Source organism: Streptomyces sp. NPDC043896 (assembly GCF_056435605.1).
Genome location: NZ_JBWKEE010000025.1, coordinates 82,187 through 102,955, shown reverse-complemented (window position 1 = coordinate 102,955; position 20,769 = coordinate 82,187). Strand labels below are relative to the sequence as shown.

Here is a 20,769-nt window from a genome sequence, read left to right as displayed (position 1 = left end):
AGGATAAGCTCCTCCCCCCCCCCCCCCCCCCCCCCCCCCCCCCCCCCCCCCCCCCCCCCCGCCCCCCCCCCCCCCCCCCCGGGGTGGGGCCCTTGCGGGGCCGTCGCGGGGGCCGGACGGCTCGCGGAGGGGAGGGGGCGGCGGGGTTCCGGCGGGGTGCACAACAAGCCGTTTCCGGTGCCGGAGTTCGCCATTCCGCCGACCGGCAAGGGCTCTGCGGCCATTCGCGGGTAGTTCAGCCGCCGTTCACGTACGGGCGGGAGCGTGTGCGCCGACGACCGTACGTTTCAAGGCGCACCACCTCCCCCACCCCTGGAGACCCGATGCCCCTCAGCCGCAGAGACTTCACCGCCCGCACCGTCATCGCCGGTGCGGGCGTCGCACTCACCGGGACGGTCGGCGCCCTCGCCACCGCCCCCGGGGCACTGGCCGCCGACGACCCGCAGCCCGACGCGCTCGACTCGCACGGTCGTCCGCACGCGCCCGGCTACGGTCCGCTCGTACCGGACCCGGCCGGACTGCTGGCCCTGCCCGCCGGGTTCACCTACCGGGTGCTCACCCGTACCGGCGTCACCACCCTCGACTCCGGTGAGAGCACCCCCTCCCACCACGACGGGACCGCCGCCTTCGAGGGACACCGCGGAGTCACCCTCCTCGTCAACAACCACGAGCTGAAGGGCCCGCGCAGCGGCTGGGCCCACCCCGTGCCGCTCGCCGAGGGCCTCGTCTACGACCCGGCGGCGTCGGGCGGCTGCACGGTCGTGGAGGTCCGGCGCGGCGGCGAGGTCGCCGAATGGGTGGGCATCGCCGGCACGTCGACCAACTGCGCGGGCGGGTCCACCCCCTGGGGCACCTGGCTGACCTGCGAGGAGACCGAGGACCTGGCGGGCAAGAACGGCATGACCAAGGACCACGGCTACGTCTTCGAGGTCGACCCGCACGACCGCCGGGCCAATCGCGACCCGAAGCCGGTCAAGGCGTTCGGCCGGTACGCGCACGAAGCCGTGGTCATCGACCCGCACCGGGGCCACGCCTACCTGACCGAGGACGCCTCCGGCCCCAACGGGCTGCTCTACCGCTGGACCCCGCCGCAGGGCTTCCGGCACGGGCGCGGCAGGCTGCGTCAGCTCGCCGCCGACGCCGGGGTGCTCGCGGCCGCCAGGTGCTTCGACAGCCACGGCCGTTTCGTGGACGACCTCTCGCGCGCCACGAAGACCGGCACCGTGTACGGGGTCGACTGGGCCGAGGTGACCGACCGCGACGCGCGCAGCCTCTCGGTGCGCAAGCAGTTCGCGCCCGGCGCCGTGACCAGGGCGCGCAAGCTGGAGGGCATGTGGTGGGGCGACGGGGGCGCCTACTTCGTCTCCTCCTACGCGCGCGAGGAGAGCCCGGGCGCCGCGCACGACGGCCAGGTGTGGTTCTACGACCCGAAGCGGCGCACCGTCCGGCTCGTCGTCCTGATCGGCGTCAACCGGGATCCGGCCGCCGGCGGCGGATACGACGGCCCCGACAACATCACCGTGTCGCCGTACGGGGGCCTGGTCATCGCCGAGGACGGCGAGGGTCTGCAACATCTGCTCGGGGCCACGGAGTCGGGCCGCGTCTACCCGCTGGCCCGCAACGAGCTGAACATCGGCACGGCCGAGAAGCCGGAGTACTCGGAGTTCGCCGGGGTCTGCTTCTCCCCGGACGGGCGCACCCTGTTCGCCTGCATCCAGGACCCGGGCATCATGCTGGCCGTCACCGGCCCCTGGCGGCGCTCCCCGCGCTGATTCGCCACGCGCGGGGCCGCGAGCCGCGGGCGGCGGTCCCGGGGTACCCCTGTGCCCCGGGACGCCCCCTACTGGACGGCGGCCATCTCCTCGGCGCGGGAGGCCGCTGCCCACTCCTCGAGCAGGAACTCGTACGCCTCCGAGGGCCACTCCCCGTCCCAGGTCTCGACGAGGTGCCGGATCGCCTCGTTCGCCTCTGCGGCGGACGGGCGCGCGGGACCCGCGGGCTGGAGTGTGTTCTGCATGGCTTCAAGGCTACGGGCGGGCACTGACAGCCACCTCCGGATTACGCGTGGCATCCATCACCCGGATGCCACGCCGCAGGGCCGCCGGTGTCGGCATATGCCCGCCGACCTGCTCAGAGTGCCTGGGAGGCGGGCTTGACCATGCCGCGCACTGTGCGGGACTTCACAAACTCGCCCATGGCCGTCATCTCCCACTCGCCGGAGAACTGCTTGATCAGCTTGGCCATCATGACCCCGGTCTGCGGCTCGGCGCTGGTCAGGTCGAAGCGGGCCAGCTCCTCCCCGCTCGCCGCGTCGATCAGGCGGCAGTAGGCCTTGGCCACCTCGGTGAACTTCTGGCCGGAGAAGGAGTTCACCGTGAACACCAGCCCGGTGGCCTCGGCGGGCAGCCGTCCGAGGTCCACGGTGATCACCTCGTCGTCCCCGGCGCCTTCACCCGTGAGGTTGTCACCCGAGTGCTTGATCGAGCCGCCCAGGATCGACAGCTTGCCGAAGTAGCAGCTGTCGATGAAGTTGCGCTGCGGGCCGTACGCGATGACGGAGGCGTCGAGGTCGATGTCACGGCCACGGAAGGCCGGTTCCCAGCCGAGGCCCATCTTGACCTGGGAGAGCAGTGGCCGGCCGCCCTTGACCAGGGAGACGGTCTGGTTCTTCTGGAGGCTGACCCGGCCCTTGTCGAGGTTGATCTTCCCGCTGCCGGCGGCGGGCGCGGCCGGAGCGGGAGGTGCCGCGGGCGCGGCGGCCACCGGCGCGGCGGGGGCGACGGGGGTGACCGGGGCGGGCGCGGCGGGGGCGGGCGTGGCCACCGGCGGGGCCGGCTCCTCGTCCACGGAGACGCCGAAGTCGGTGGCGATGCCGGCGAGGCCGTCGGCGTACCCCTGGCCGACCGCCCGGACCTTCCAGACGCCGCCGCGCTGGTAGATCTCGACCACCACGAGCGCGGTCTCCGGGCCCAGCCGCGGCGGGGTGAAGGTGGCGATCACCGAGCCGCCGGCGGCGTCCCGCACGGTGGCGGTGGGCTCGATGCCCTGGAACGTCTGCCCGGCGGCGTCGGGACTCGCCGTGACCACGATGCGCTCGATGCCGGGCGGCAGGGCGCCGGTGTCCACGGTGATCGAGTCCGGCGCCGCACCGCCGCCGGACCGGTGACTGACGCCGGGCCCGGACGGCTGGTTGTAGAAGATGAAGTCGGCGTCGGAGCGCACCTTGCCGTCCGCCGCGAGCAGGAGCCCCGATACGTCGAGCCGTACCGGAGCCGCCACGTCCACCGTCACGCTGACGGCGTTGAGCGGCAGGTTGGAACCAGGGGTCATAGCGGTCATGCCCGGAGAACGACCGGAGCCCCTTTGCCGTTCCCTTACCTTCGGGGGATATTTCAGCGCCGGTTGCGCGGGTGGTTCCGGGCGGCGCGCTCGTTGCCGAACTTGTAGGCGCCGGTCCAGCGCGCCATCACCAGCTGCGCGTCACCGGACTCGACCTCGGCCAGGAACTTCTCCGCGCGGCCACCCCGCAGAGTGCCCGCGGCGCGCCCCCGGTGCGTGATGACGACGGTGCCGTCGCCGCGCGTTTCGTACGAGAATCCCTGTGCCTGGCCCATGGGCGCAGCCTGCCCCGCCGGGAGCGGGGCGGCAACGGAATTAAGCGCGACGGGCCCGCGGCCCGGCGCCCCGCGCGGCTGCCGGGACCGCTCAGCCGCCGGTGACCCGGCGCGGCAGGCCCAGCGGATTGGCCTCGCGCAGCTCCGCCGGCAGCAGCGCGTCCGGCACCGACTGGTAGACCACCGGGCGCAGCCACCGCTCGATCGCGGTGCCGCCGACGGACGTGGAGTGCGAAGTGGCCGCCGGGTACGGGCCGCCGTGGTGCTGGGCCGGGGCCACCGCCACGCCGGTCGGCCAGCCGTTCACCACGATCCGCCCCGCCAGCTCCGTGACCCGGGCGATCAGCTCCGCGGCCGGTCCGGGCGCGCCCCCGGCCTCGGCGTCCGACAGCTGGAGGGTGGCGCTCAGGTTCCCGCCGAGCCGGTCCAGCACCCCGGAGGCCTCGCGCTGGTCGGCGTACCGCACGACGACGGTCACCGGGCCGAAGCACTCCTCCAGGAGGACCTCGTGCGTGCCGTCCGCCAGCAGCGCGGCCGCCGGCACGCTCAGGAAGCCGGCGCCGACGGCGTGCTCGCCGTCCGGGCCCGGGGCGACGGGGGCGGTGACGCCGGGGAGGGCTGACCGCTCCCGGACACCGGACACGAAGCCGTCCCGCATCCGGTGGTCGAGCAGGACCCCGGGTCCGGTCTCCCCGAGGGACTTGGCGAGCGCGCCGGTGAGCCGGTCGCCGTCCTCGCCCTCGGGGACCAGGACCAGGCCGGGCTTGACGCAGAACTGGCCGACGCCCAGGGTGACCGAGCCCGCGAGCCCGGCGCCGATCTCCTCGGCGCGCTCGGCGGCGGCCGCCGGGGTGACCACGACGGGGTTGAGGGAGCCGAGCTCGCCGTGGAAGGGGATCGGCACCGGCCGGGCGGCGGCCGCGTCGAACAGCGCCCGCCCGCCCCGGATCGAACCGGTGAACCCGGCCGCGGCCACCAGCGGGTGGCGCACCAGCTCCGTCCCGGCGTCGAAGCCGTGGACCACGGAGACGAGTTCCGCGGGCAGCCCGCACGCCACCGCCGCCCGGCGCAGCAGCGAGGCGCACAGCTCGGAGGTGGCCGGGTGGTCGGGGTGGGCCTTGACCACCACCGGGCAGCCCGCGGCCAGTGCGCTCGCGGTGTCCCCGCCGGGCACGGAGAAGGCCAGCGGGAAGTTGGAGGCGGCGTAGACGGCGACCACGCCCAGCGGCACCTTGTAGCGGCGCAGTTCGGGGCGCGGCGGGGTGAGTGAGGGGTCGGCGCGGTCGATCCGGATGTCGAGGTGGGAGCCCTCCTCGACCAGGTCGGCGAAGGCGCGCAGCTGGCCCGTGGTGCGGGCCAGCTCGCCGGTGAGGCGGGCGCCGCCCAACGCCGTCTCGGCGTCCGCGGTCTCCACCACGAGCGGCCCGGCCTCGTCGAGCAGCCCGGCGGCGGTGCGCAGGAAACGGGCCCGGAGGGGCGCGTCCGCCAGGGCCCCGCGGGCGCCGTGGGCCGCGCGTACGGCCCGGTCCACGTCCTCGGGTGTGGCTTCCGCCGCAACCCGTTCGCGCTGCTTCCCGGTGCGGGGGTCCACACTCCAGACTGGTGTCGCTGCCATGGACCGCTACCTCCTGGGGCGTTCAGTATTCTGAACGCCGTTCCGGTGGATGAATGATCACTTCTGCTGCGGACTCTATTTCCGCGTCCACCGGGTGACAAGGGGCGCTCGGAGCCGACCAGAGGGGAAGTGGGCGTATGACGACAGCCGAGACGGCGGCCGAGACGGCGGCGGGGCAGGACGGGACGGAGGCCCCCGCGACGGCGGCGCCGGTGAAGTCGGCCGTGCGCACCGTCCTGCTGCTGGAGCACTTCGCGGCCCGGCCGGGCCTGCACAGCCTCGCCGACATCCAGAACGACCTCTCCCTGCCCAAGTCCAGCCTCTACATGCTGCTGCGCACCCTGGTGAACCTGGGCTGGGTCGAGACCGACGCCACCGGCACGCGGTACGGCATCGGCGTACGGGCCCTGCTGGTCGGGAGCTCGTACATCGACGGGGACGAGGTGGTGGCGGCCGCCCGGCCCACCCTGGACCGGCTCTCCGACGACACCACCGAGACCATCCACCTGGCGCGGCTGGACGGGACGAGCGTGGTCTACCTCGCCACCCGCCAGTCGCAGCACTACCTCAGGCCCTTCACCCGGGTGGGCCGGAGGCTGCCCGTCCACTCCACCGCGCTCGGCAAGGCGCTGCTGGCCACGCACTCCGACGAGGAGGTGCGGGCCCTGCTGCCGAAGCGGCTGGAGGCGGTCACGGAGCACACCATCACCGACCGGGAACAGCTGGTGGAGGAGCTGGCGCTGGTCCGGGAGCAGGGGTACGCGGTGGACCGGGAGGAGAACACGCTCGGGCTGCGCTGCTTCGGCGTGGCCATCCCGTACCGGACGCCGGCACGCGACGCGGTGAGCTGCTCGGTGCCGGTGGCGCGGCTGACGGGCGGGCACGAACAGCTCATCAAGGCCGCGCTGTTCGAGGCGCGGGACCGGCTGTCGGTGGTGACGCGGCGCATGTGAGGCGGGGGCCCTGGGCGGGCCGGGCCTGCGGCCGCGGCGGGCCGGGCCTGCGGCCGCGGCGGGCCGGGCCTGCGGCGGGGCCTGTGCGGGGAGTGTCTCCCCCGTGCGGGGGAGGCGGTTCACCTTCGTGGGGGAGGCGGCGGGTGGCGGCCGCGGGGGACCGTGGGGACATGACCACACGAGCAGTCCACGCGACCGACCCGACCGACCCGACCGACCCGACCGACCCGACCGGCCAGAGCCTGCCGACCGGCCCGGCCCACCTGCCCGGCCCGACCGGGTCGAGCCGTCCGAGCGGCCCGGCCCACCCGTCCGGCCCGACCGGGTCGACCGGCCGGAACCGGCCGTCCGCTCCCCGTCTCCGGACAGGGCAGCGGGTCCTGCGGGCCGTGGCGCTGGCGGCCACCGTGCCCTACCTGTCGCTCAAGGCGGCCTGGCTGGCCGGGAGCCACATCGGGATACCCGAGGGCAGCCTGCTGCTGGAGGGAGGCCTCGCGCTCACCGTGGCCAACACGGTGACACTGGCCATGGACGCCACCGTCATCGTGCTCGTGCTGGCGCTGACGAGACCCTGGGGCAGACGGCTGCCGGGATGGCTGACGGCCGTTCCGGCGTACGTTGCCACCGGCCTGCTCACCCCGATCGCCCTGGGGTTCCCCGCCCAACTCCTCGTCAAGGCCGTCGGGATGGGCGCGGGGGCGGCCCCGGAGGCGGCTCGGGCGCCCTTCCTGGATCCCTGGGTGTTCGTCGTCGTCTACACCGGCTTCATCGTCCAGGGGATCGCCCTGGCCGGGCTGTTCGTCTCCTACGCTCGCGAGCGCTGGGGCGGCCGCCGGCTGGGCGCGCCGGGGCAGCGGCTCCCGTCTCCCACGGGGGTGGTGGCAGGAGCCGCTGCACTGGCGGGCACGATGGTGGGCGCGGCGCACGTGTACTGGGCCTTCGGCGGGAGCGCCGGGCTGACGGCGGAGCAGGCGGCGGCGTACTCGGCACAGACCGGCGTGGTGCCCGGGGCCTACGCGATATGCGCGTTCGCGGCGGCGGCCGGGGCACTGCTGCTGGCCCGGGGCGGCGAGCGTCCGGCCCGCTGGCCGCTGGCCCTCACCTGGACGGGTTCGGCGGCGATGCTGAACTGGGGAGCCTGGATGCTCGCGGCCTCCCTGGGAGCGGACTTCGGGATGGTCGAAGAGGCCACCGCCGTCAGCTGCCTGACCTACGCTGGCCAGATGATCACCGGGCTGCTCGCGGCGGCGGTCCTCATACGCCACCTCCGCTCTCGCCGGGACGGCTGAGGCGGCCGGGCCGAGGCCGGGCCGGCCGGGCTTCGGGCGAAGGCGGCGGGCGGATGGCCCAGGTCCCGGGCGGAAGCTGCGGGGCGGCTCGCGGCCGGTGCGGGGAGCGGGCACGGGCCGCGCGGGGAAGGACGGGGGAGGGGCATGAGCGGGACGGGGGCGGTGCGCCGGTGGTCCGGGGCCCTGCTGGGGGCGCGGGCACGGCTGCGCTGGGTGCACCTGATACTCGGCGGAGCCCTGCTGATGCCGTACTTCCTGCTCAGCCAGGTGTGCGTCGGCATCGCGGCCGGCGGGGCCAATGCCCTGTCCTCCCTGCCGCTGACCCTCATCGCCTACGCCGCCGCGCTGCCGCTGGTGGCCGTCAGCGGGCTGCTCGGGCTGGTCCGGCCGCTGTCGGTGACGGCCGTGCGGGCCCTGTGCGGGGTACCCGGGGACCGGCTGGCCGACGGGCCCGCCCGCTCGTGGGGTGCCCGGTGGCGGGCTTCCGCCTGGTGGACCCTGCACCTGGGGGTCGGGGCGGTGGTCAGCGGGATGACCCTCGCGGCGACGCCCATGGCGCTGGTGCTGCTCCTGCTGCCGTTCTCCGCCACCCTGCGCAGGGCGTCGCTCGGGGAGGACTGGTTCACCAGCGCCCCCGACCCCTACCTCGCCCCCTTCCTCGGGGCGGCGCTGCTGGCCCTGGTCGTCGCGACCTCCGCGGCGGCGGGGGCGCTGCTGGCCCGGCTGGCACCCGTACTCGTCGGGCCCACCGCGGCGGACCGGCTGGCCGCCGCCGAGGAGCGGGCCGCCGACCTCGCCGTGCGCAACCGGCTGGCCCGGGAGCTGCACGACGCCGTGGGGCACGCCCTGAGCGCCGTCACCCTCCAGGCGGGCGCGGCCCGGCGGGTCCTCGACCGCGACCCGGAGTTCGTGAGGGAGGCGCTCGCCGCGATCGAGGAGACCACCCGGCGCACGGTGGGGGAGCTGGACACCGTGCTCGGCCTGCTGCGCGACGGGGACCCGGCCCGGGCCGACGCCGCACCCGCCCCGACCCTCGCCGCCGACCTCGACGGGCTGCTGGCCCGCACCCGCGCCGGCGGCACCACCCTCACCGTCCAGCAGGACCCGGGCCCGGCCGGGGACTGGGAGCAGCTACCGGCCATCGCCTCCCGCGAGGCCTACCGGATCGTGCAGGAGGGCCTGAGCAACGCCCTGCGCCACGGCCTGGGCCCCATCGCCCTGCTGATCCGCGTCCACACCCCCGACGGCCACCGTGAACTGGAGATCACCATGACCAACCCGCCCGCCCGGCCCCCGTCCGCCCCCGAGGGCGAGCGGCGGCGCACCACCGGAGGCCGCGGGCTGCGCGGTGCCGCAGAGCGGGCCGCCCTGCTCGGCGGCCGGGTCGAGGCCGGACCGCACGAGGGCCGGTGGCGCCTGCGCGCGGTCCTGCCCCTGGGCGCCGCCCCCGGGACCGGGCGATGACCCGGCCGCCGCTGCGCCTCGTCATCGCCGACGACGAGCGGATGGTCCGTACGGCCCTGCGGGTCATCCTCGACGCCGAACCCGACCTGGAGGTGGTCGGTGAGGCGGCCACCGGCGCCGAGGCCGTGCCGCTGGTCCGCTCGCTGGCGCCCGACGTGGTGCTGATGGACGTCCGCATGCCGGAGATCGACGGGATCCGGGCCACCGAGCAGATCCTGCGCTCCCTGCCCGACCCGCCCCGGATCGTCGTCGTCACCACCTTCGAGAACGACTCCTACGTCTACGACGCGCTGCGCGCCGGCGCCTCCGGCTTCCTCCTCAAGCGGGCCGACCCGGACGAGCTGATCGGCGCGGTCCGCCTCGTCGCCCGGGGCGACTCGCTGCTCTTCCCGGCCGCCGTCCGCGCGCTGGCAGCCGCCCACACGGCGGCCGCGCCGCCCGCCGCCCCCGCCTGGGCGGCCCGCCTCACGGACCGGGAGGCCGACGTACTGCGGCTGATGGCCACCGGCCTGTCCAACCACGAGATGAGCGAGCACCTCGGCGTCGGCCCCCAGACGGTCAAGACGCACGTCGCCGCCGTCCTCGCCAAAACGGGCTCCCGCGACCGCACCCAGGCCGTCATCGCCGCCTACGAGGGGGGCTTCATCATGAAGAAAGGCTGAGAACCCGGCCACAATCAGCACAGAGCGGAACGCCCGCGGCCACTGGTACGTCCTTCTGGGGGATGAACAAGACGATCAGGCGTGCGTCGGTCTTCTGTCTGCTTCTGGTGCTGGCCCTTTTGGTGCGGGTCACCTGGGTGCAGGCATATCAAGGCCAGGCCCTCGCAGACGACAAGAACAACCGGCGCAACCTCATCGGGCAGTACGAGAACCCGCTGGGGAACATCATCGTGGGCGGTGAGGCGATCACCGGCTCGACGAAGACGGGCGGCAAGGACTTCGGCTACAAGCGGACCTACGTGGACGGCCCGCTCTACGCCCCGATCACCGGCTACAGCTCCCAGGCCTACGGCACGACGATGCTGGAGGGTGTCTACAAGAACGTCCTCAACGGCTCGGACACCCGGCTGAAGACGGTGATGGACATGCTCACCAACAAGCGGGCCGACCCGGGCAACGTCCTCACCACCATCGACAAGGGCGTGCAGAAGGCCGCCTACGACGCCCTCGGCGGCAAGCAGGGCGCGGCCGTGGCCATCGACCCGGCGACCGGGCAGATCCTCGCGGTGGTCAACAACCCGTCCTACGACCCGGGCCGGATCACGGGCGCCAACGACTCGGCGGCCTGGGACGAGCTGGCCGCCGACAAGGGCAAGGCCATGGAGAACGTGGCGCTGCGCAAGCCGCAGGCCCCCGGCTCCACCTTCAAGCTGGTCACCCTGGCCGCGGCCATCGAGAACGGCCTGGTGACGAGCATCGACACGCCGACGGGCGTCGCGGGCGCGTACACGATCCCCGGCACCCGCACCAAGCTGCCCAGTGAGGCGGGTGACGAGGCCTGCAACAACGTCTCGGCCCGGACCGCCCTGAAGCTGTCCTGCAACAACGTCTTCGCCGACCTCGCCTCCAAGCTCGGCCAGGACAAGATGCGGGCGATGGCGGAGAAGCTCGGTTTCAACACCCAGATCGACACCCCGGTCCGCACCAACCCGCCGAGCAAGTACCCCACGAAGAAGCTGTCGGTCGACCAGGTCGCGCAGACGGGTATCGGCCAGTTCGACGTGCAGGCCACCCCGCTCCAGATGGCCATGGTGACCGCCGCGATCGAGAACGGCGGCAAGCTGGTCGCCCCGCACATGGTCTCCGAGGTGACCGACGCCGACGGCAACGTGCTGGAGGACTTCAAGGACCCGAAGACGGAGCAGGTGATGAGCGCGAAGACCGCCTCGATGCTCCAGGACGCCATGCGCACGGTCGCCGCCGAGGGCGGCGGCAAGCCCGCGCAGGTCGCGGGCGCCGAGGTCGGCGGCAAGACGGGTACCGCCCAGCGCGGCGTCAACAACAACATCCCGCCGCTGGCCTGGTTCACCTCGTACGCCAAGGCGGGCGGCAAGCAGATCGCCGTGGCCGTGATGATCGAGAACTCGGACACCGACCGTTCCGAGATCGGCGGCGGCAAGCTGGCCGCGCCGATCGCCCAGAAGATGATGGCGGCCTGGCTGAAAAAGTAGCCGCCGCGCGCAAAGCCGACGCGCCGGGAACCGACACGGTTCCCGGCGCGTTTGGCTTCCCGTGATCCGGACCGCGCGCCCCGCCGACCTCGACGCCATCGCCGCCCTGCACACCCGGGCCCGGGCCACCTACTACCGGGGCCGCGTCCCCGAGCAGGCGTATGCGGGCGCGACCGAGGTGGCCCGGGCCCGCGAGGGCTGGGCCCGGGCGGTGGCCCGGCCCGCGGCGCAGGGCCGGGTCCTGTGCGCGGAGCGGGACGGCGAGGTCACCGGGGTGGCGGCCTTCCTCACCGCCGACGGCGTGACCACCCTCACCCAGCTCCACGTCGACCCCGACCACTGGCGGCGGGGCACCGGCGCCGCCCTCCACGCCGCCTGCCTCGCGGCCTGGCGGAGCGCCGGTGTCGAGCGGGTCCGCCTGGAGGTCTACGAGCACAACCTGCGCGCCCAGGCCTTCTACGCCTCCCACGGCTGGCGCCCGGATCCGGCCGCCACACCCTCCGGCTCCCACCGCACGCTCTGGCTTGAGGTCGGCCCGGCGTCCGGGGAATGAGACGGGACCCCGGATGGTTGAACCGGAAACCGTTCAGTCCCACCCGGAGAGAAGAAGGAACATGCGCGTCGAGATCTGGAGCGACATCGCCTGCCCTTGAACCAACGGAACCACAGCTTATCGCGGGGCCGTTGACCTGCGAGGACGAACGCAGAAAGCCCCGCCCATGCGCCACGGGGGCAGCGCACAGACGGGGCGGTTGCGAAGTGGTCCCGCTCAGTGCTCCCGTGGCCGAGCCGGCTGACGACTGGCGGCGTTGCGCCACCACCACAGCCCCCGGCAAGCGGGCAGCGAGAGCCCGAAGAACGCCCCGCACCGCGCGCACCACGGCAACCCGCTCTCCGGGTCTGTGGGGCACTCGAAGCCACAGCGGGGGCACTCGTCCACGGGACCAACTCTCAGGCGCTCAGGTCGTACTCTCCGCCCTTGATGGCGGCCGTCAGGTCGGCCCACTCAGCGGCCGTGTACGTGACGACGATGTCCGGGCGGTTGCTGTCGCGCAAGGCGACGACGCCGGGAACGTTGGTCGCGACCTCGGGGCAGTTGTTCACGCGGGCATCGCGACATGCGGCGGTCTTGATGAAGGCGAATTCCGGCTGACCGGTCATGGGCTGTTTCCCTTCCGCAGCACAGCGGGGAAGCGGTCCCCGCACCGCCTTGCTGGCCGTCCCGGTTGCCTGCCCTTCCTGTTGCGAAGCGACTGGGACGGGGCTTTGGGTGCCTCGGCTTCCTAGGTCCGAAGCGGACGCCCTCACTGCCTAGGCGGCACCCCAGCGAAGGGGCGGACCGGGGCGAGTGCCTGAGCACGTCAACTCAGACGGGGCACGTCCTGCCCCTGCACTGGGCTTGTCCGGTCGGGAGCGTCGTTCGGTTGGCGTGGTCTTCGGCGTGACCCAACCAACCGGTCTGTCCTCCCACCCCTGCCGCCTCGCGCCGCCGCGATCACGGGAGGGATGGGAAATCACGGGAGGCTAGGTCCCCTCGATCCGCTCGACAAGGGCCACGTCCTCGAACCGCCGGCTGAACCCCGGGTGCCCCGTACGGCCCGTGTGCTCCATGCAGGCGACTTCCACGGCGGACGGGTCTTCCACGGGCCCTGTGAGCCAGTCACAGCCCTTTGTGCGGCACGTCGCGGAAGCTGCGACCTTCTCGCCCTGGTCCCGGCTGATCCGGTGCGACACAAACCGGAGGACAGCACGGCTCACCGCTGAGCCTTCCGGCGCTTCTCGCCCGTGGGGTCGTCACAGTCGATGTGCCGGTACACGACCACGTCCGGACCGGATGCACGAGGGATGGAGCCCCGGCGGCAACGGTCCAAGGTGCCTACCGGCTTGAGGCACGAGGGGCACGTCTCGCCCGCCGGGGCGAAGGTCTCGTACTCCCAGAGTCGTGCGTCGGTCGTGCTTGTCGCTGCCATGTCTTGCCGTCCCCTCACGTGGTCCGATACCGACCACGCTAGGGAGGGTGGAACCCCAACTCCCAGCGGATTGCGCCCGATTGCGCGCCGATTACGTGAGCGACTGAAGAGCCCTGGTGATCAGTACGCGGGCCTTGGGGCCGTAGACCGCCATATCGGCGAGCGTGGCGAACGTGTCGGCATACGCCTTCACCTCGCTGGGCTGCGTCAGAGTGAGGTAACCGGAGACAAGCTCCACGTTGACCTGCGCCGTGTCGTAGATCCAGAAGCCCTCTACCGGCATCCGTTCGCGGCCGAGACGGTTCGGGACCACGCCGACGCTCACGTTAGGCAGCGCTCCGACCGTCAGCAGGTGGTCAAGCTGCTCCGCGTGGGTGTCGGCGTCGCCGAGCCCGTTGTTCAAGACGGATTCCTCGACCAGAAATGCGAAGCGCCGTTGCCCTTCGTAGATCACGCGCTGACGCTCCATGCGGGCCGCCACGGCGTCGGCCACGTCATCGACCACGACCCGTCTCCGCTGGACGGCACGCAGTACGTCTTCTGTGTAGCCGTACGTCTGGATCAGGCCGGGCACGAAGTTGGGCGAGTAGGCGCGGAAGTGCGTGGTGCGCTCGTACAGCGGAAGGACGGACTCCTGAGCGCGTCGAAGCCCGGTGCGCTCCATCCGGTGCCACTGCACCCACATGCCTTCGACGGCGCGGAGAGAGGCGATCAGGTCGTCTGTCTGATCCTCGCGACCGCACGCCCGGCACCACGCCCGAATGTCATCGGCGGATGGCGTGGCCTTCGCTGTGGAGATCCGGGACACCTTGGAGGGGTGCCAGCCGCAGGCCGCTGCGAGCTGTTTGCCCTCCATCCCGGCGTCCCGGCAGAGCTCACGAAGACGATCCGCAAGAGCCTGCCGGGCCGCCTGGACGCTGGACGAAGATGAGACTGCCATGACTCAGACGGGCCGGTACTCCTCATGCGGGATGGCCCGCTCCCACACGGCCTCGAACGCGTCAGCGCACAGCTTCACCATGCGGGGGTCATCGAAGGGTTCCGGGCCGGCTGACGCCCCTTCCCCCGTGAAGTGGTTGAACTTCCCGTGGGCCCCGTCGAACACCCAGAAGTCGTTACCAGGCAAGGCGATGTCGGAGGCACGACGGCGCGGCAGCCAACGAACCTCCTCACCACCCGCGAGGTTCACAGGGCCAGTCACGTCGTACTCAAACCGGCAGTAGTCCGAGAGGGGTTCGCTCACGATCCGGGCACGACGTACCACCACCCCGCGCGCCGTTGCCTGCTTCATCAGCTCCGCCCACGGCTGGTACCTGGCCACCGCTTCAGCGGTCCGCCCCTGTTGCCACGCGATGAACCCCGGATCGTCCCGGATGTAGCTGTCCCGCATCTCCAGGTGGACAGCGCTCCGGGTCACACCGGACCACTCTTCCTCAAGCGTCTTGGGCACTGCTTCCCTCACTGTCGGGCTGGGGGATGTACTGCAACATGACCTTGGGCAGACGGATGATCGTCTCGTGGTCAGGAACGTCCGTTCCGTGACCGGGGATGGAGCCGATCACCTGGCACGCCTTCACCTCGTCTTCGCTCGCCTTGTAGGACTGGATCAGGAGATCCCCGCTGTCCTCGTCGAGCCAGATGGTCGGGGACTCGTTGCCGGGTGAGTTCGGGATGATCCCCAGGAAACGCAACCTCATGACCTCTCCCTGTGTCGATCCGATTGCAGCCGATTGCTTGACCATCACCCCCTAGGCGGAGCCCGTCAAGACCGCCTCAGCGCAAGGCACTTGCCCCGGATGCAGCGAAACCCCCGACAGCCACCCAGCGCGGGCAGCCATCGGGGGCGGGGTCAGAAGCAGCAAGGACAGGTTGCCGACGCGTAGAGGTCAGCGACAGTGGGTGAGCATCCGTTCGCGCGCTCCCACAGCACGGCCCACGCGGGCCACAGCTCGTGTTTTCGCGGGTCGGCATCGGCGGAAATGAGGACGCAAGCAATCGGGGAAAGATCACGCGTCATGCGCTCAATTCCTTCGCACGCTGAAGCGCCGCCTTGAAAAGTGCGTCCGTATCGTCGTCGCTGTCGGCTCCGCCGCTCACGAATTCGTGCTTCAAGAGTTGTGCGTCTATCTGCGCCAGGAAGCGAAGCGCGGGATGCGCGACGGGCACCCCAGCGGAGCCGGGCACTAGAACGCCCTGAGTGGCCACAGAAGAAATCAGCGCGTCCCACACGGCCCGAAGGTCGTCTGTCCGCCCGGAATTCTCCTCAGCCGGCCTCAGCGGCACCACAGGGGCAGGGGAACGCTCCGCAGCAAGCTTCAGGCGATTCGCGCGCTTCCGGCAGGATTCCCCGCAGTAGACCATTCTTCGGTCAGCGTCATGGGGCAGCGAGTTCCCGCACGCCCCACATACGCGCTTCTGCATTGGTCACTTCCTTCATGGTGAGTTCCGGCGCTGCGTGACACCCGGCAGGCCGGTCACTCACGCGTGCGTTTTCCGAGCTGGGGCCGGGATCGCTGGGGGTTCGTCGGCCGAACTTTCGCCCCGCATACCCACCCCCGGTTCGCAGTCCGCGCAAACAATCCGCTGAACACCGCGCGCCGTACGCTCCGCACCATTTCGCATCGGTTGATAACTCCGACGCTTGCATTGGTTGCAGTATGTCGGCACCAGGTGCGGCAATCTCTCAGCGCGCCTAACCCGTCCGTCTGCGCGCATCCAACTGGGGCGCATATGGCTAGGCCATTCATCAAGCCCGATTCCCGAACCCGGGATATTGTGCACCGGTTGCCACTCCACCAATCCGCTAGGGGTTTGGTGCCCCTTATCCACGTCGCGCGCCCATTGCTGTGAAATCAGGTATTCGGCAACATCGGCAGGAACACGCACCCGAACGCCAGAAGGGACCGGCTTCCCATCAATGAGAAGACCGGTCCCTATCTCGACGTAGCTAGGTGGCGCGCTGTCCGTGAACAGTTCGCCCACGTTCATTAGGCGGCAGCAATGGTCATCTTGACGACGGCAGCAGCGTTCGGAACGGCGATAGCGGCACGCATGATCGCGCGAGCACCAATGCCGTCCTTGAAGAATCCAGCGTCGGAGGAAGTCTCAAACGTGGCGTCCTTACGGATGACCGCGTAAATCTCCGAAGCGTCGTAGACGAGAATGGTGTTCGCGTCCACGTACGGGGAAACCTTGACGGGCACACCCAGGATGCTGCGGTTAACGCCGTCGGTGCCGGAGCCCGCACCCGCGCTGAGAAGCTGACGGCCGGTCGTGTCCTTCAGTCCGAGAAGCTGAGCCCAACGGGTCGGGTTCATGACGACAACGGTCGGCGTGGCCGACACATCTTCAAGCTTGCCGAAAGCGTCAGCGAACGGCTTAAGGTCGGTCGGGGCAGCGGTCAGCGCGAGAGTCTGAATACCGACCGTGTTGGCGATACCGGCGAACTTGTCAGCACCCGCAGTGCCCGTAAGTGCCTGCTTGTCGAATCCCAGCGCCAGAGTTCGGAGCATCGAGCGGGAAATAGCGTTGAGCGCAACGCCGTCGGAGTCGTTGACGAACTCACTCGACAGCATTTCCGACGTTGCAATCTTCATGGGCTTCACGGTCAGTAGACCCGCCGCGAAACCACCGGTCGGAAGTTCGGCAAGCTCACCGATAAACGCCGGAGTGAAGTCGGAAGTGACAACCGGGGTCTTCCACTCAGAAGCGTTTGTGGCGACACGGTTCACGCCACTGGCGAGAACGACGGAGCTGGGGGCCATGAGGTCAACAAAACTCTTGGAGAACTCAGCCGGAGTGAACACGCCGGCGGTGCCCGTGGAGGTCAGGTTCCGAGACTCGGCAAGCTTCGCGTACAGGAGATCACCAGCGGAAGCCTTACGGCCAATTGCAGCGCGCTCAGCGGGCGACTTCATGGAAGTCAGGGTGTTGAAGCGCTCAGTGTTGTGAGCTTCCAGCTCGGCGCGCTTTTCTGCAAACTCCGCCGTGCGCATCTCGCCGGACGTCGCAGCTTCCGCAATCTCCTTGGCGAGCTTTTCGGCTCGCTGCGACTCGGCGTAAGACCTGCGGGCGGCGTCAAGATCAAGCTTGGTCATGTTTCCTCTTTCAAGTGCGCGCGCCGAAACGGTCGCGTCGGGATAGGCGGGGGTGTGGACGGGCCCAAGCTCAAGGACCCGCATAGAGGTGACCGTTCGATGTGGGATTTCCGGGCTGTAGTCCCACTGGTCTTCGTCGGCAATGAAGGTGAACGAGGAACCGAATATGTCGCCGCGCTTGACAAGCTCATGGACGCTGCGCCCAAGCTCCGTATCTGGAAGCGAAAGGTCATAGCGAATACCCGTGGAGTCCACGGCCAGAGAGAGCGTGCCGGAGCGCGTACGCCCCAGGACGTTGTCAGGGTTGTGATTCCACGTGGCCAGGACATCGTCACCGCTGTTGGTCCATGCATCGGGCGCAATGGATTCGGTGAACGTGCCTATTGTGGCCAGCGAGTTGAACACGACGGCATAGCCGCTTAGCTTTCGCACGCCTTCAGCGTTCAGCGGCTGAGGCGCTGCCCGTGTCTCAATATCAGGCAAGGTGATTCCTTTCAGATCAAGGCCGCTCCTTGGCGCGCTGCCCAATCACCCGCATTGCGGCAGCGGCACCGGCAATATCAGGAATACGCGCACAGCCGGCACACACGCCCTCACGGTGGGAGGCTGTCCCGTAACCGCACGCGGAACAGGTCGTGTAGACAATCGGGATTCTGTTGCGATCCAAGGTTTCACCCTTCGAGAGAGTGGCGACGTGGCTAATCCGTGCGCAGTTGTACGCCGACAATTGCCACGCCCTTGTTCGTGCGCTTCTGAGTCGCGCCGTGGCGGAGCAACGCCTTTTTAAAGGTGAGTCGGGACATGATTTCTGGCGCGGGAATTTGGTCCTTGCGGCAGAAGTCCAAGTAGGTGGCGTAAGCATCGCTCAGCAGTACCGAGCCATTAGCCGCCACTCGGAAAGAGTCAGTGAACCAATGCCGCGCACCAAGAACGCTGACTCGCCGGAACACGACGGGCGGCGTATCGGCTGAACTGTTCTCGTAGTCGCGCGCACAGCGGGTGCAGAACGGCCAATAGTCCGTAAGTCTTTCGCTGTACCGCCGCAAGCGTCCATCAATGGTTGCCGCTGCCGAGTTGTCCACCACCCAACGCGATGCGTTGTTGTTGCAGTGGATACAGCCGAAGTCGGTAGCCGGACCGTATGCGGTTTCCACGGAGTTGCGCGCGTCGGCGTATGGGTCGCCAATCGGCATGAGGGAGATCCTTCGTTGTCACGGAAACGAAAAAGCCCCCGGACGTAGGGAGTCTCAGTCAGCGCCGTGACACGCTGAAAGAGTCTCGACCTACGCCCGGGGGCTTTAGTCGTGCACGCATTGGCCCAAGGGTGGCCGATCCCAGCGTGCGAGGGAGTCAAGGGGAGCAGGCATGGCGTAAGCGCCGTCACGGACCCGCAGCGAGAGCGCCGTAGCGCCTCTACCTATGTCAAGGGAGTCGGTGACCCAGGGCGGCAGAACGGGGCAGGCTCGGTTACGGAGTTCCGTCACTCCCGGATTGCCCTATGAGAACTCATATAGCAATCCGAAAATTACGTATTTCCGTCACTCAAGAGACCAGATTTGAAGAATGCCCAGGTCAGAGGGTCTTGGGCGTGCGCTGTAGCGTCACTATCCGCCCTGTCTTGTGCCACCCCGCGTCACCGCTGCAAGTCGAAGCGGCAGACGCCTTCCTGAGCGCCTGGGCTGGGGTACGGCCACCCGGAGCCGGCGAGGCCCTGAGAGGCCACTACACGGGCGCTGAGGGCGGTTGGTGGGCATGAGAAAGCCCCCGACCCACATAGGGTCGGGGGCTGCCTTTCGTCGCTAGGCGGTCAGCGCCTCAGTGGAGGAACATGGGCTACGCCGCCTTACGGCGATCACGCCGCCTCTGCATGGTCTTCCTTGAGCCGTCAAAGACGTCTTTGGGGATTCCGTCTACGTCTCGCCACGCGGGCGCGAGGCGTTCCATGATGGGTGTCCGGTCGCCCCTGTACTTCGGAGGGAGCAACGTAATCTTGTGGAGCGCAGCGCGAAGGAGTGCCCGCTGACCGCTTACCGTTTCACTCGTCCACAGAGTTGCGAGATATTCCGGCTCCATGAGAGGGGAGAGATCCGCCGCCCTGGAGAGCGCGGCAAGTTCGCCTTTCAGGCTATCAATCTGCGAGTTCAGTTCACGCCACAGATATTCGTAATCCGCCTCTGTGATTCTGTTGAGTACGAACCGCTCCTTTCTGAGTTGCATTTCGCGGCCCACGGCGGACTCTAGTGCGGCGCTGACCTGAGCTTTCCTGGCCTCCTTTTCGGGGTCCTGATAGGAGAGCCAGTCGCGCGCAATTGCATGGATGGTGGGAGATTCAGGGGAGAGCTTCAGTACGTGGCTGAGCCAAAGCGACTGCACGGCATCATCAATGCGCTTGCGGTCGGTAGAAACTCCCTTGCACGAAGATGCCCCTTCTGTCTGCCGCGTATAGCAGCGGTAATTAACTCCGCCGTTTGCCATCGGGCCCCCACAGAGCCCGCAGCGGAGAGCGCCGGAGAGAAGAGCGGTAATCTGCCTCTTGCCCCGTGTCCGGTCTCCGATGCTAGTCCCTTTCTGTGCCCGATCAGCCAGCGTGGCCGCGATCTTCATGTGTTCGGCGAATGTGATTACTCCTTTGCCTAGCGAGATCGGGTGGCCACCCTTGCCGAGTAGTGGAGTTCCGCCACGGTGGTATTTGCCGAGATCCTTGCCGTTCTCGTCTCGCATCTTTTCGCGATTGGCGACGAGCCCAGCCCAGGTTACGGAGTGCGCGAGGCTGATGATGCCGGGACCGGTCCACTTCTTCCCGTGGCGCGTTGGAATCCTCTCGCTGTTCAGTTTGTCTGCGATCCAAGCCGGGGTCTTGCGGTCGAGCAGATACTCGGCGATCCGGCGTGCGGTCGGGTACTCAGTGGGGCTGTGAGCGAGCTTTCCGGAGCCCGGAGGGGAGTGCAGGCCGTACGGGGTGACTCCTCCGGTCCAACGCCCCTCGGCTTTGTTGGCGTCGATGCCAATTTTCGTGAAGTCGCTGATGTCTGTTGCTTGCTCACGTGCCTGTTCGCTGAGAATGGCAAGCACCATGCGGGAACGCGTTGAGTCGATGTTCTCGGCAACTACGTAGATGCGTGCCTGTCGCTCTTCGAACTTGTCCAGCAGCAAACCAACTTGCCCCATGCCTCGACGGGAAAGACGGCTTGTCTTGAAGACGTACAAAGTCTTGGAGAGCCCAGCATCAGCGATTGCCGCCGTGGCCTTTTCGAACTCTTCACGCCGGACGTATGCCTTGCTCGCGCTCTTCTGCTCAAACCACACGTGCCGGATGCGCTTTTGCTCGTGAGAGGCGTGCGAGCACATCCGGCGCACCTGTTCGCGGAGAGACGTGAGGGTGTCCTTCTTCTTTGACCGCCGGACGTACATCTCTGCCAAGTCCGAGGGCTGGCCGCTTACAGGTTCCCAGAGGCCCAGCGCCCGTATCTCGTCATCTTCGAAGCCCAGCGCACGCAGTGCGGGCAGGTCGTCGCGCTCCATCGGTGTTCCATTCGCTGTCGTCGGTCCGCTTCACGACGCGGTAAGGGAGTCGGTGACCCGTAGGGGCGTTTC

The 20,769-nt window shown here is 69.6% G+C and carries 19 protein-coding genes and 1 pseudogene; 7 read left to right on the top strand and 13 right to left on the bottom strand.

Annotation, left to right across the window (positions count from 1 at the left end; genetic code table 11):
* Positions 1 to 323 precede the first annotated feature (323 nt).
* Complete coding sequence (locus AC069X_RS30465) at positions 324 to 1,772, top strand: alkaline phosphatase PhoX (RefSeq protein WP_478733556.1); 1,449 nt, start codon at positions 324 to 326, stop codon at positions 1,770 to 1,772.
* A gap of 68 nt (positions 1,773 to 1,840) precedes the next feature.
* On the opposite strand, the gene AC069X_RS30460 is transcribed toward AC069X_RS30465, so the two are convergent.
* The 4 genes from AC069X_RS30460 to AC069X_RS30445 all read right to left on the bottom strand — a co-directional run bounded on the left by AC069X_RS30460 (position 1,841) and on the right by AC069X_RS30445 (position 5,229).
* Positions 1,841 to 2,017, bottom strand: coding sequence for a hypothetical protein (locus tag AC069X_RS30460; protein WP_470965302.1), 177 nt, complete (start codon positions 2,015 to 2,017; stop codon positions 1,841 to 1,843).
* A 113-nt stretch (positions 2,018 to 2,130) separates the two neighbouring features.
* Positions 2,131 to 3,339 (bottom strand): TerD family protein, encoded by a 1,209-nt coding sequence (locus AC069X_RS30455; protein WP_478733554.1) that lies wholly within the window; start codon positions 3,337 to 3,339, stop codon positions 2,131 to 2,133.
* A gap of 53 nt (positions 3,340 to 3,392) precedes the next feature.
* Complete coding sequence (locus AC069X_RS30450) at positions 3,393 to 3,614, bottom strand: hypothetical protein (RefSeq protein ID WP_478733552.1); 222 nt, start codon at positions 3,612 to 3,614, stop codon at positions 3,393 to 3,395.
* Positions 3,615 to 3,705: 91 nt separating this feature from the next.
* Positions 3,706 to 5,229 carry an aldehyde dehydrogenase (NADP(+)) gene (locus tag AC069X_RS30445; RefSeq protein WP_478733550.1) on the bottom strand — a complete coding sequence of 508 codons (1,524 nt, stop codon included), beginning with the start codon at positions 5,227 to 5,229 and terminating at the stop codon, positions 3,706 to 3,708.
* Between the two features lie 137 nt (positions 5,230 to 5,366).
* On the opposite strand from AC069X_RS30445, the gene AC069X_RS30440 reads away from it, so the two are divergent.
* The 6 genes and pseudogenes from AC069X_RS30440 to AC069X_RS30415 form a co-directional block, all read left to right on the top strand.
* Positions 5,367 to 6,182, top strand: coding sequence for an IclR family transcriptional regulator (locus AC069X_RS30440; RefSeq protein ID WP_478733548.1), 816 nt, complete (start codon positions 5,367 to 5,369; stop codon positions 6,180 to 6,182).
* Between the two features lie 170 nt (positions 6,183 to 6,352).
* Entirely contained in the window at positions 6,353 to 7,471 is a 1,119-nt protein-coding gene (locus tag AC069X_RS30435; RefSeq protein ID WP_478733546.1) for a hypothetical protein, read from the top strand.
* A gap of 144 nt (positions 7,472 to 7,615) precedes the next feature.
* A complete protein-coding gene (locus tag AC069X_RS30430) occupies positions 7,616 to 8,935 on the top strand; it encodes a sensor histidine kinase (RefSeq protein ID WP_478733544.1) in 1,320 nt (439 codons plus the stop codon).
* Positions 8,932 to 9,597 (top strand): response regulator, encoded by a 666-nt coding sequence (locus AC069X_RS30425; protein ID WP_478733542.1) that lies wholly within the window; start codon positions 8,932 to 8,934, stop codon positions 9,595 to 9,597. Before AC069X_RS30430 ends, AC069X_RS30425 begins: the two co-directional genes overlap by 4 nt.
* Before the next feature lie 62 nt (positions 9,598 to 9,659).
* Complete coding sequence (locus tag AC069X_RS30420; RefSeq protein WP_478733540.1) at positions 9,660 to 11,108, top strand: peptidoglycan D,D-transpeptidase FtsI family protein; 1,449 nt, start codon at positions 9,660 to 9,662, stop codon at positions 11,106 to 11,108.
* Positions 11,109 to 11,166: 58 nt separating this feature from the next.
* Positions 11,167 to 11,661 (top strand): annotated as a pseudogene (locus AC069X_RS30415) (N-acetyltransferase family protein); the annotation flags it as partial.
* A 398-nt stretch (positions 11,662 to 12,059) separates the two neighbouring features.
* On the opposite strand, the gene AC069X_RS30410 reads toward AC069X_RS30415, so the two are convergent.
* The 9 genes from AC069X_RS30410 to AC069X_RS30370 form a co-directional block, all read right to left on the bottom strand.
* Positions 12,060 to 12,269 (bottom strand): DUF397 domain-containing protein, encoded by a 210-nt coding sequence (locus AC069X_RS30410; RefSeq protein ID WP_478733538.1) that lies wholly within the window; start codon positions 12,267 to 12,269, stop codon positions 12,060 to 12,062.
* Between the two features lie 363 nt (positions 12,270 to 12,632).
* On the bottom strand, positions 12,633 to 12,866 hold the full coding sequence (locus AC069X_RS30405; RefSeq protein ID WP_478733536.1) for a DUF7848 domain-containing protein: 234 nt from the start codon (positions 12,864 to 12,866) through the stop codon (positions 12,633 to 12,635).
* A 303-nt stretch (positions 12,867 to 13,169) separates the two neighbouring features.
* Complete coding sequence (locus AC069X_RS30400; protein WP_478733534.1) at positions 13,170 to 14,018, bottom strand: helix-turn-helix domain-containing protein; 849 nt, start codon at positions 14,016 to 14,018, stop codon at positions 13,170 to 13,172.
* Positions 14,019 to 14,021: 3 nt separating this feature from the next.
* Positions 14,022 to 14,528, bottom strand: coding sequence for a DUF6879 family protein (locus AC069X_RS30395; protein WP_478733532.1), 507 nt, complete (start codon positions 14,526 to 14,528; stop codon positions 14,022 to 14,024).
* A complete protein-coding gene (locus AC069X_RS30390) occupies positions 14,512 to 14,775 on the bottom strand; it encodes a hypothetical protein (protein WP_478733530.1) in 264 nt (87 codons plus the stop codon). The genes AC069X_RS30395 and AC069X_RS30390 overlap by 17 nt, the downstream gene beginning before the upstream one ends.
* 316 nt (positions 14,776 to 15,091) lie before the next feature.
* On the bottom strand, positions 15,092 to 15,307 hold the full coding sequence (locus tag AC069X_RS30385) for a hypothetical protein (protein WP_478733528.1): 216 nt from the start codon (positions 15,305 to 15,307) through the stop codon (positions 15,092 to 15,094).
* 758 nt (positions 15,308 to 16,065) lie between these two features.
* Positions 16,066 to 17,658, bottom strand: a complete 1,593-nt coding sequence (locus AC069X_RS30380; RefSeq protein WP_478733526.1) for a phage major capsid protein — start codon at positions 17,656 to 17,658, stop codon at positions 16,066 to 16,068.
* 215 nt (positions 17,659 to 17,873) lie between these two features.
* Entirely contained in the window at positions 17,874 to 18,368 is a 495-nt protein-coding gene (locus AC069X_RS30375) for a hypothetical protein (protein ID WP_478733524.1), read from the bottom strand.
* Positions 18,369 to 19,008: 640 nt separating this feature from the next.
* Entirely contained in the window at positions 19,009 to 20,697 is a 1,689-nt protein-coding gene (locus tag AC069X_RS30370; protein ID WP_478733522.1) for a recombinase family protein, read from the bottom strand.
* Positions 20,698 to 20,769 lie beyond the last annotated feature (72 nt).

Coding starts and splice junctions, on each gene's coding strand:
- AC069X_RS30450 (WP_478733552.1), bottom strand. CDS start 3,614: ATGGGCCAGGCACAGGGATTCTCGTACGAAACGCGCGGCGACGGCACC.
- AC069X_RS30445 (WP_478733550.1), bottom strand. CDS start 5,229: ATGGCAGCGACACCAGTCTGGAGTGTGGACCCCCGCACCGGGAAGCAG.
- AC069X_RS30455 (WP_478733554.1), bottom strand. CDS start 3,339: ATGACCGCTATGACCCCTGGTTCCAACCTGCCGCTCAACGCCGTCAGC.
- AC069X_RS30465 (WP_478733556.1), top strand. CDS start 324: ATGCCCCTCAGCCGCAGAGACTTCACCGCCCGCACCGTCATCGCCGGT.
- AC069X_RS30460 (WP_470965302.1), bottom strand. CDS start 2,017: ATGCAGAACACACTCCAGCCCGCGGGTCCCGCGCGCCCGTCCGCCGCA.
- AC069X_RS30370 (WP_478733522.1), bottom strand. CDS start 20,697: ATGGAGCGCGACGACCTGCCCGCACTGCGTGCGCTGGGCTTCGAAGAT.
- AC069X_RS30435 (WP_478733546.1), top strand. CDS start 6,353: ATGACCACACGAGCAGTCCACGCGACCGACCCGACCGACCCGACCGAC.
- AC069X_RS30440 (WP_478733548.1), top strand. CDS start 5,367: ATGACGACAGCCGAGACGGCGGCCGAGACGGCGGCGGGGCAGGACGGG.
- AC069X_RS30410 (WP_478733538.1), bottom strand. CDS start 12,269: ATGACCGGTCAGCCGGAATTCGCCTTCATCAAGACCGCCGCATGTCGC.
- AC069X_RS30375 (WP_478733524.1), bottom strand. CDS start 18,368: ATGCCGATTGGCGACCCATACGCCGACGCGCGCAACTCCGTGGAAACC.
- AC069X_RS30425 (WP_478733542.1), top strand. CDS start 8,932: ATGACCCGGCCGCCGCTGCGCCTCGTCATCGCCGACGACGAGCGGATG.
- AC069X_RS30400 (WP_478733534.1), bottom strand. CDS start 14,018: ATGGCAGTCTCATCTTCGTCCAGCGTCCAGGCGGCCCGGCAGGCTCTT.
- AC069X_RS30390 (WP_478733530.1), bottom strand. CDS start 14,775: ATGAGGTTGCGTTTCCTGGGGATCATCCCGAACTCACCCGGCAACGAG.
- AC069X_RS30430 (WP_478733544.1), top strand. CDS start 7,616: ATGAGCGGGACGGGGGCGGTGCGCCGGTGGTCCGGGGCCCTGCTGGGG.
- AC069X_RS30420 (WP_478733540.1), top strand. CDS start 9,660: ATGAACAAGACGATCAGGCGTGCGTCGGTCTTCTGTCTGCTTCTGGTG.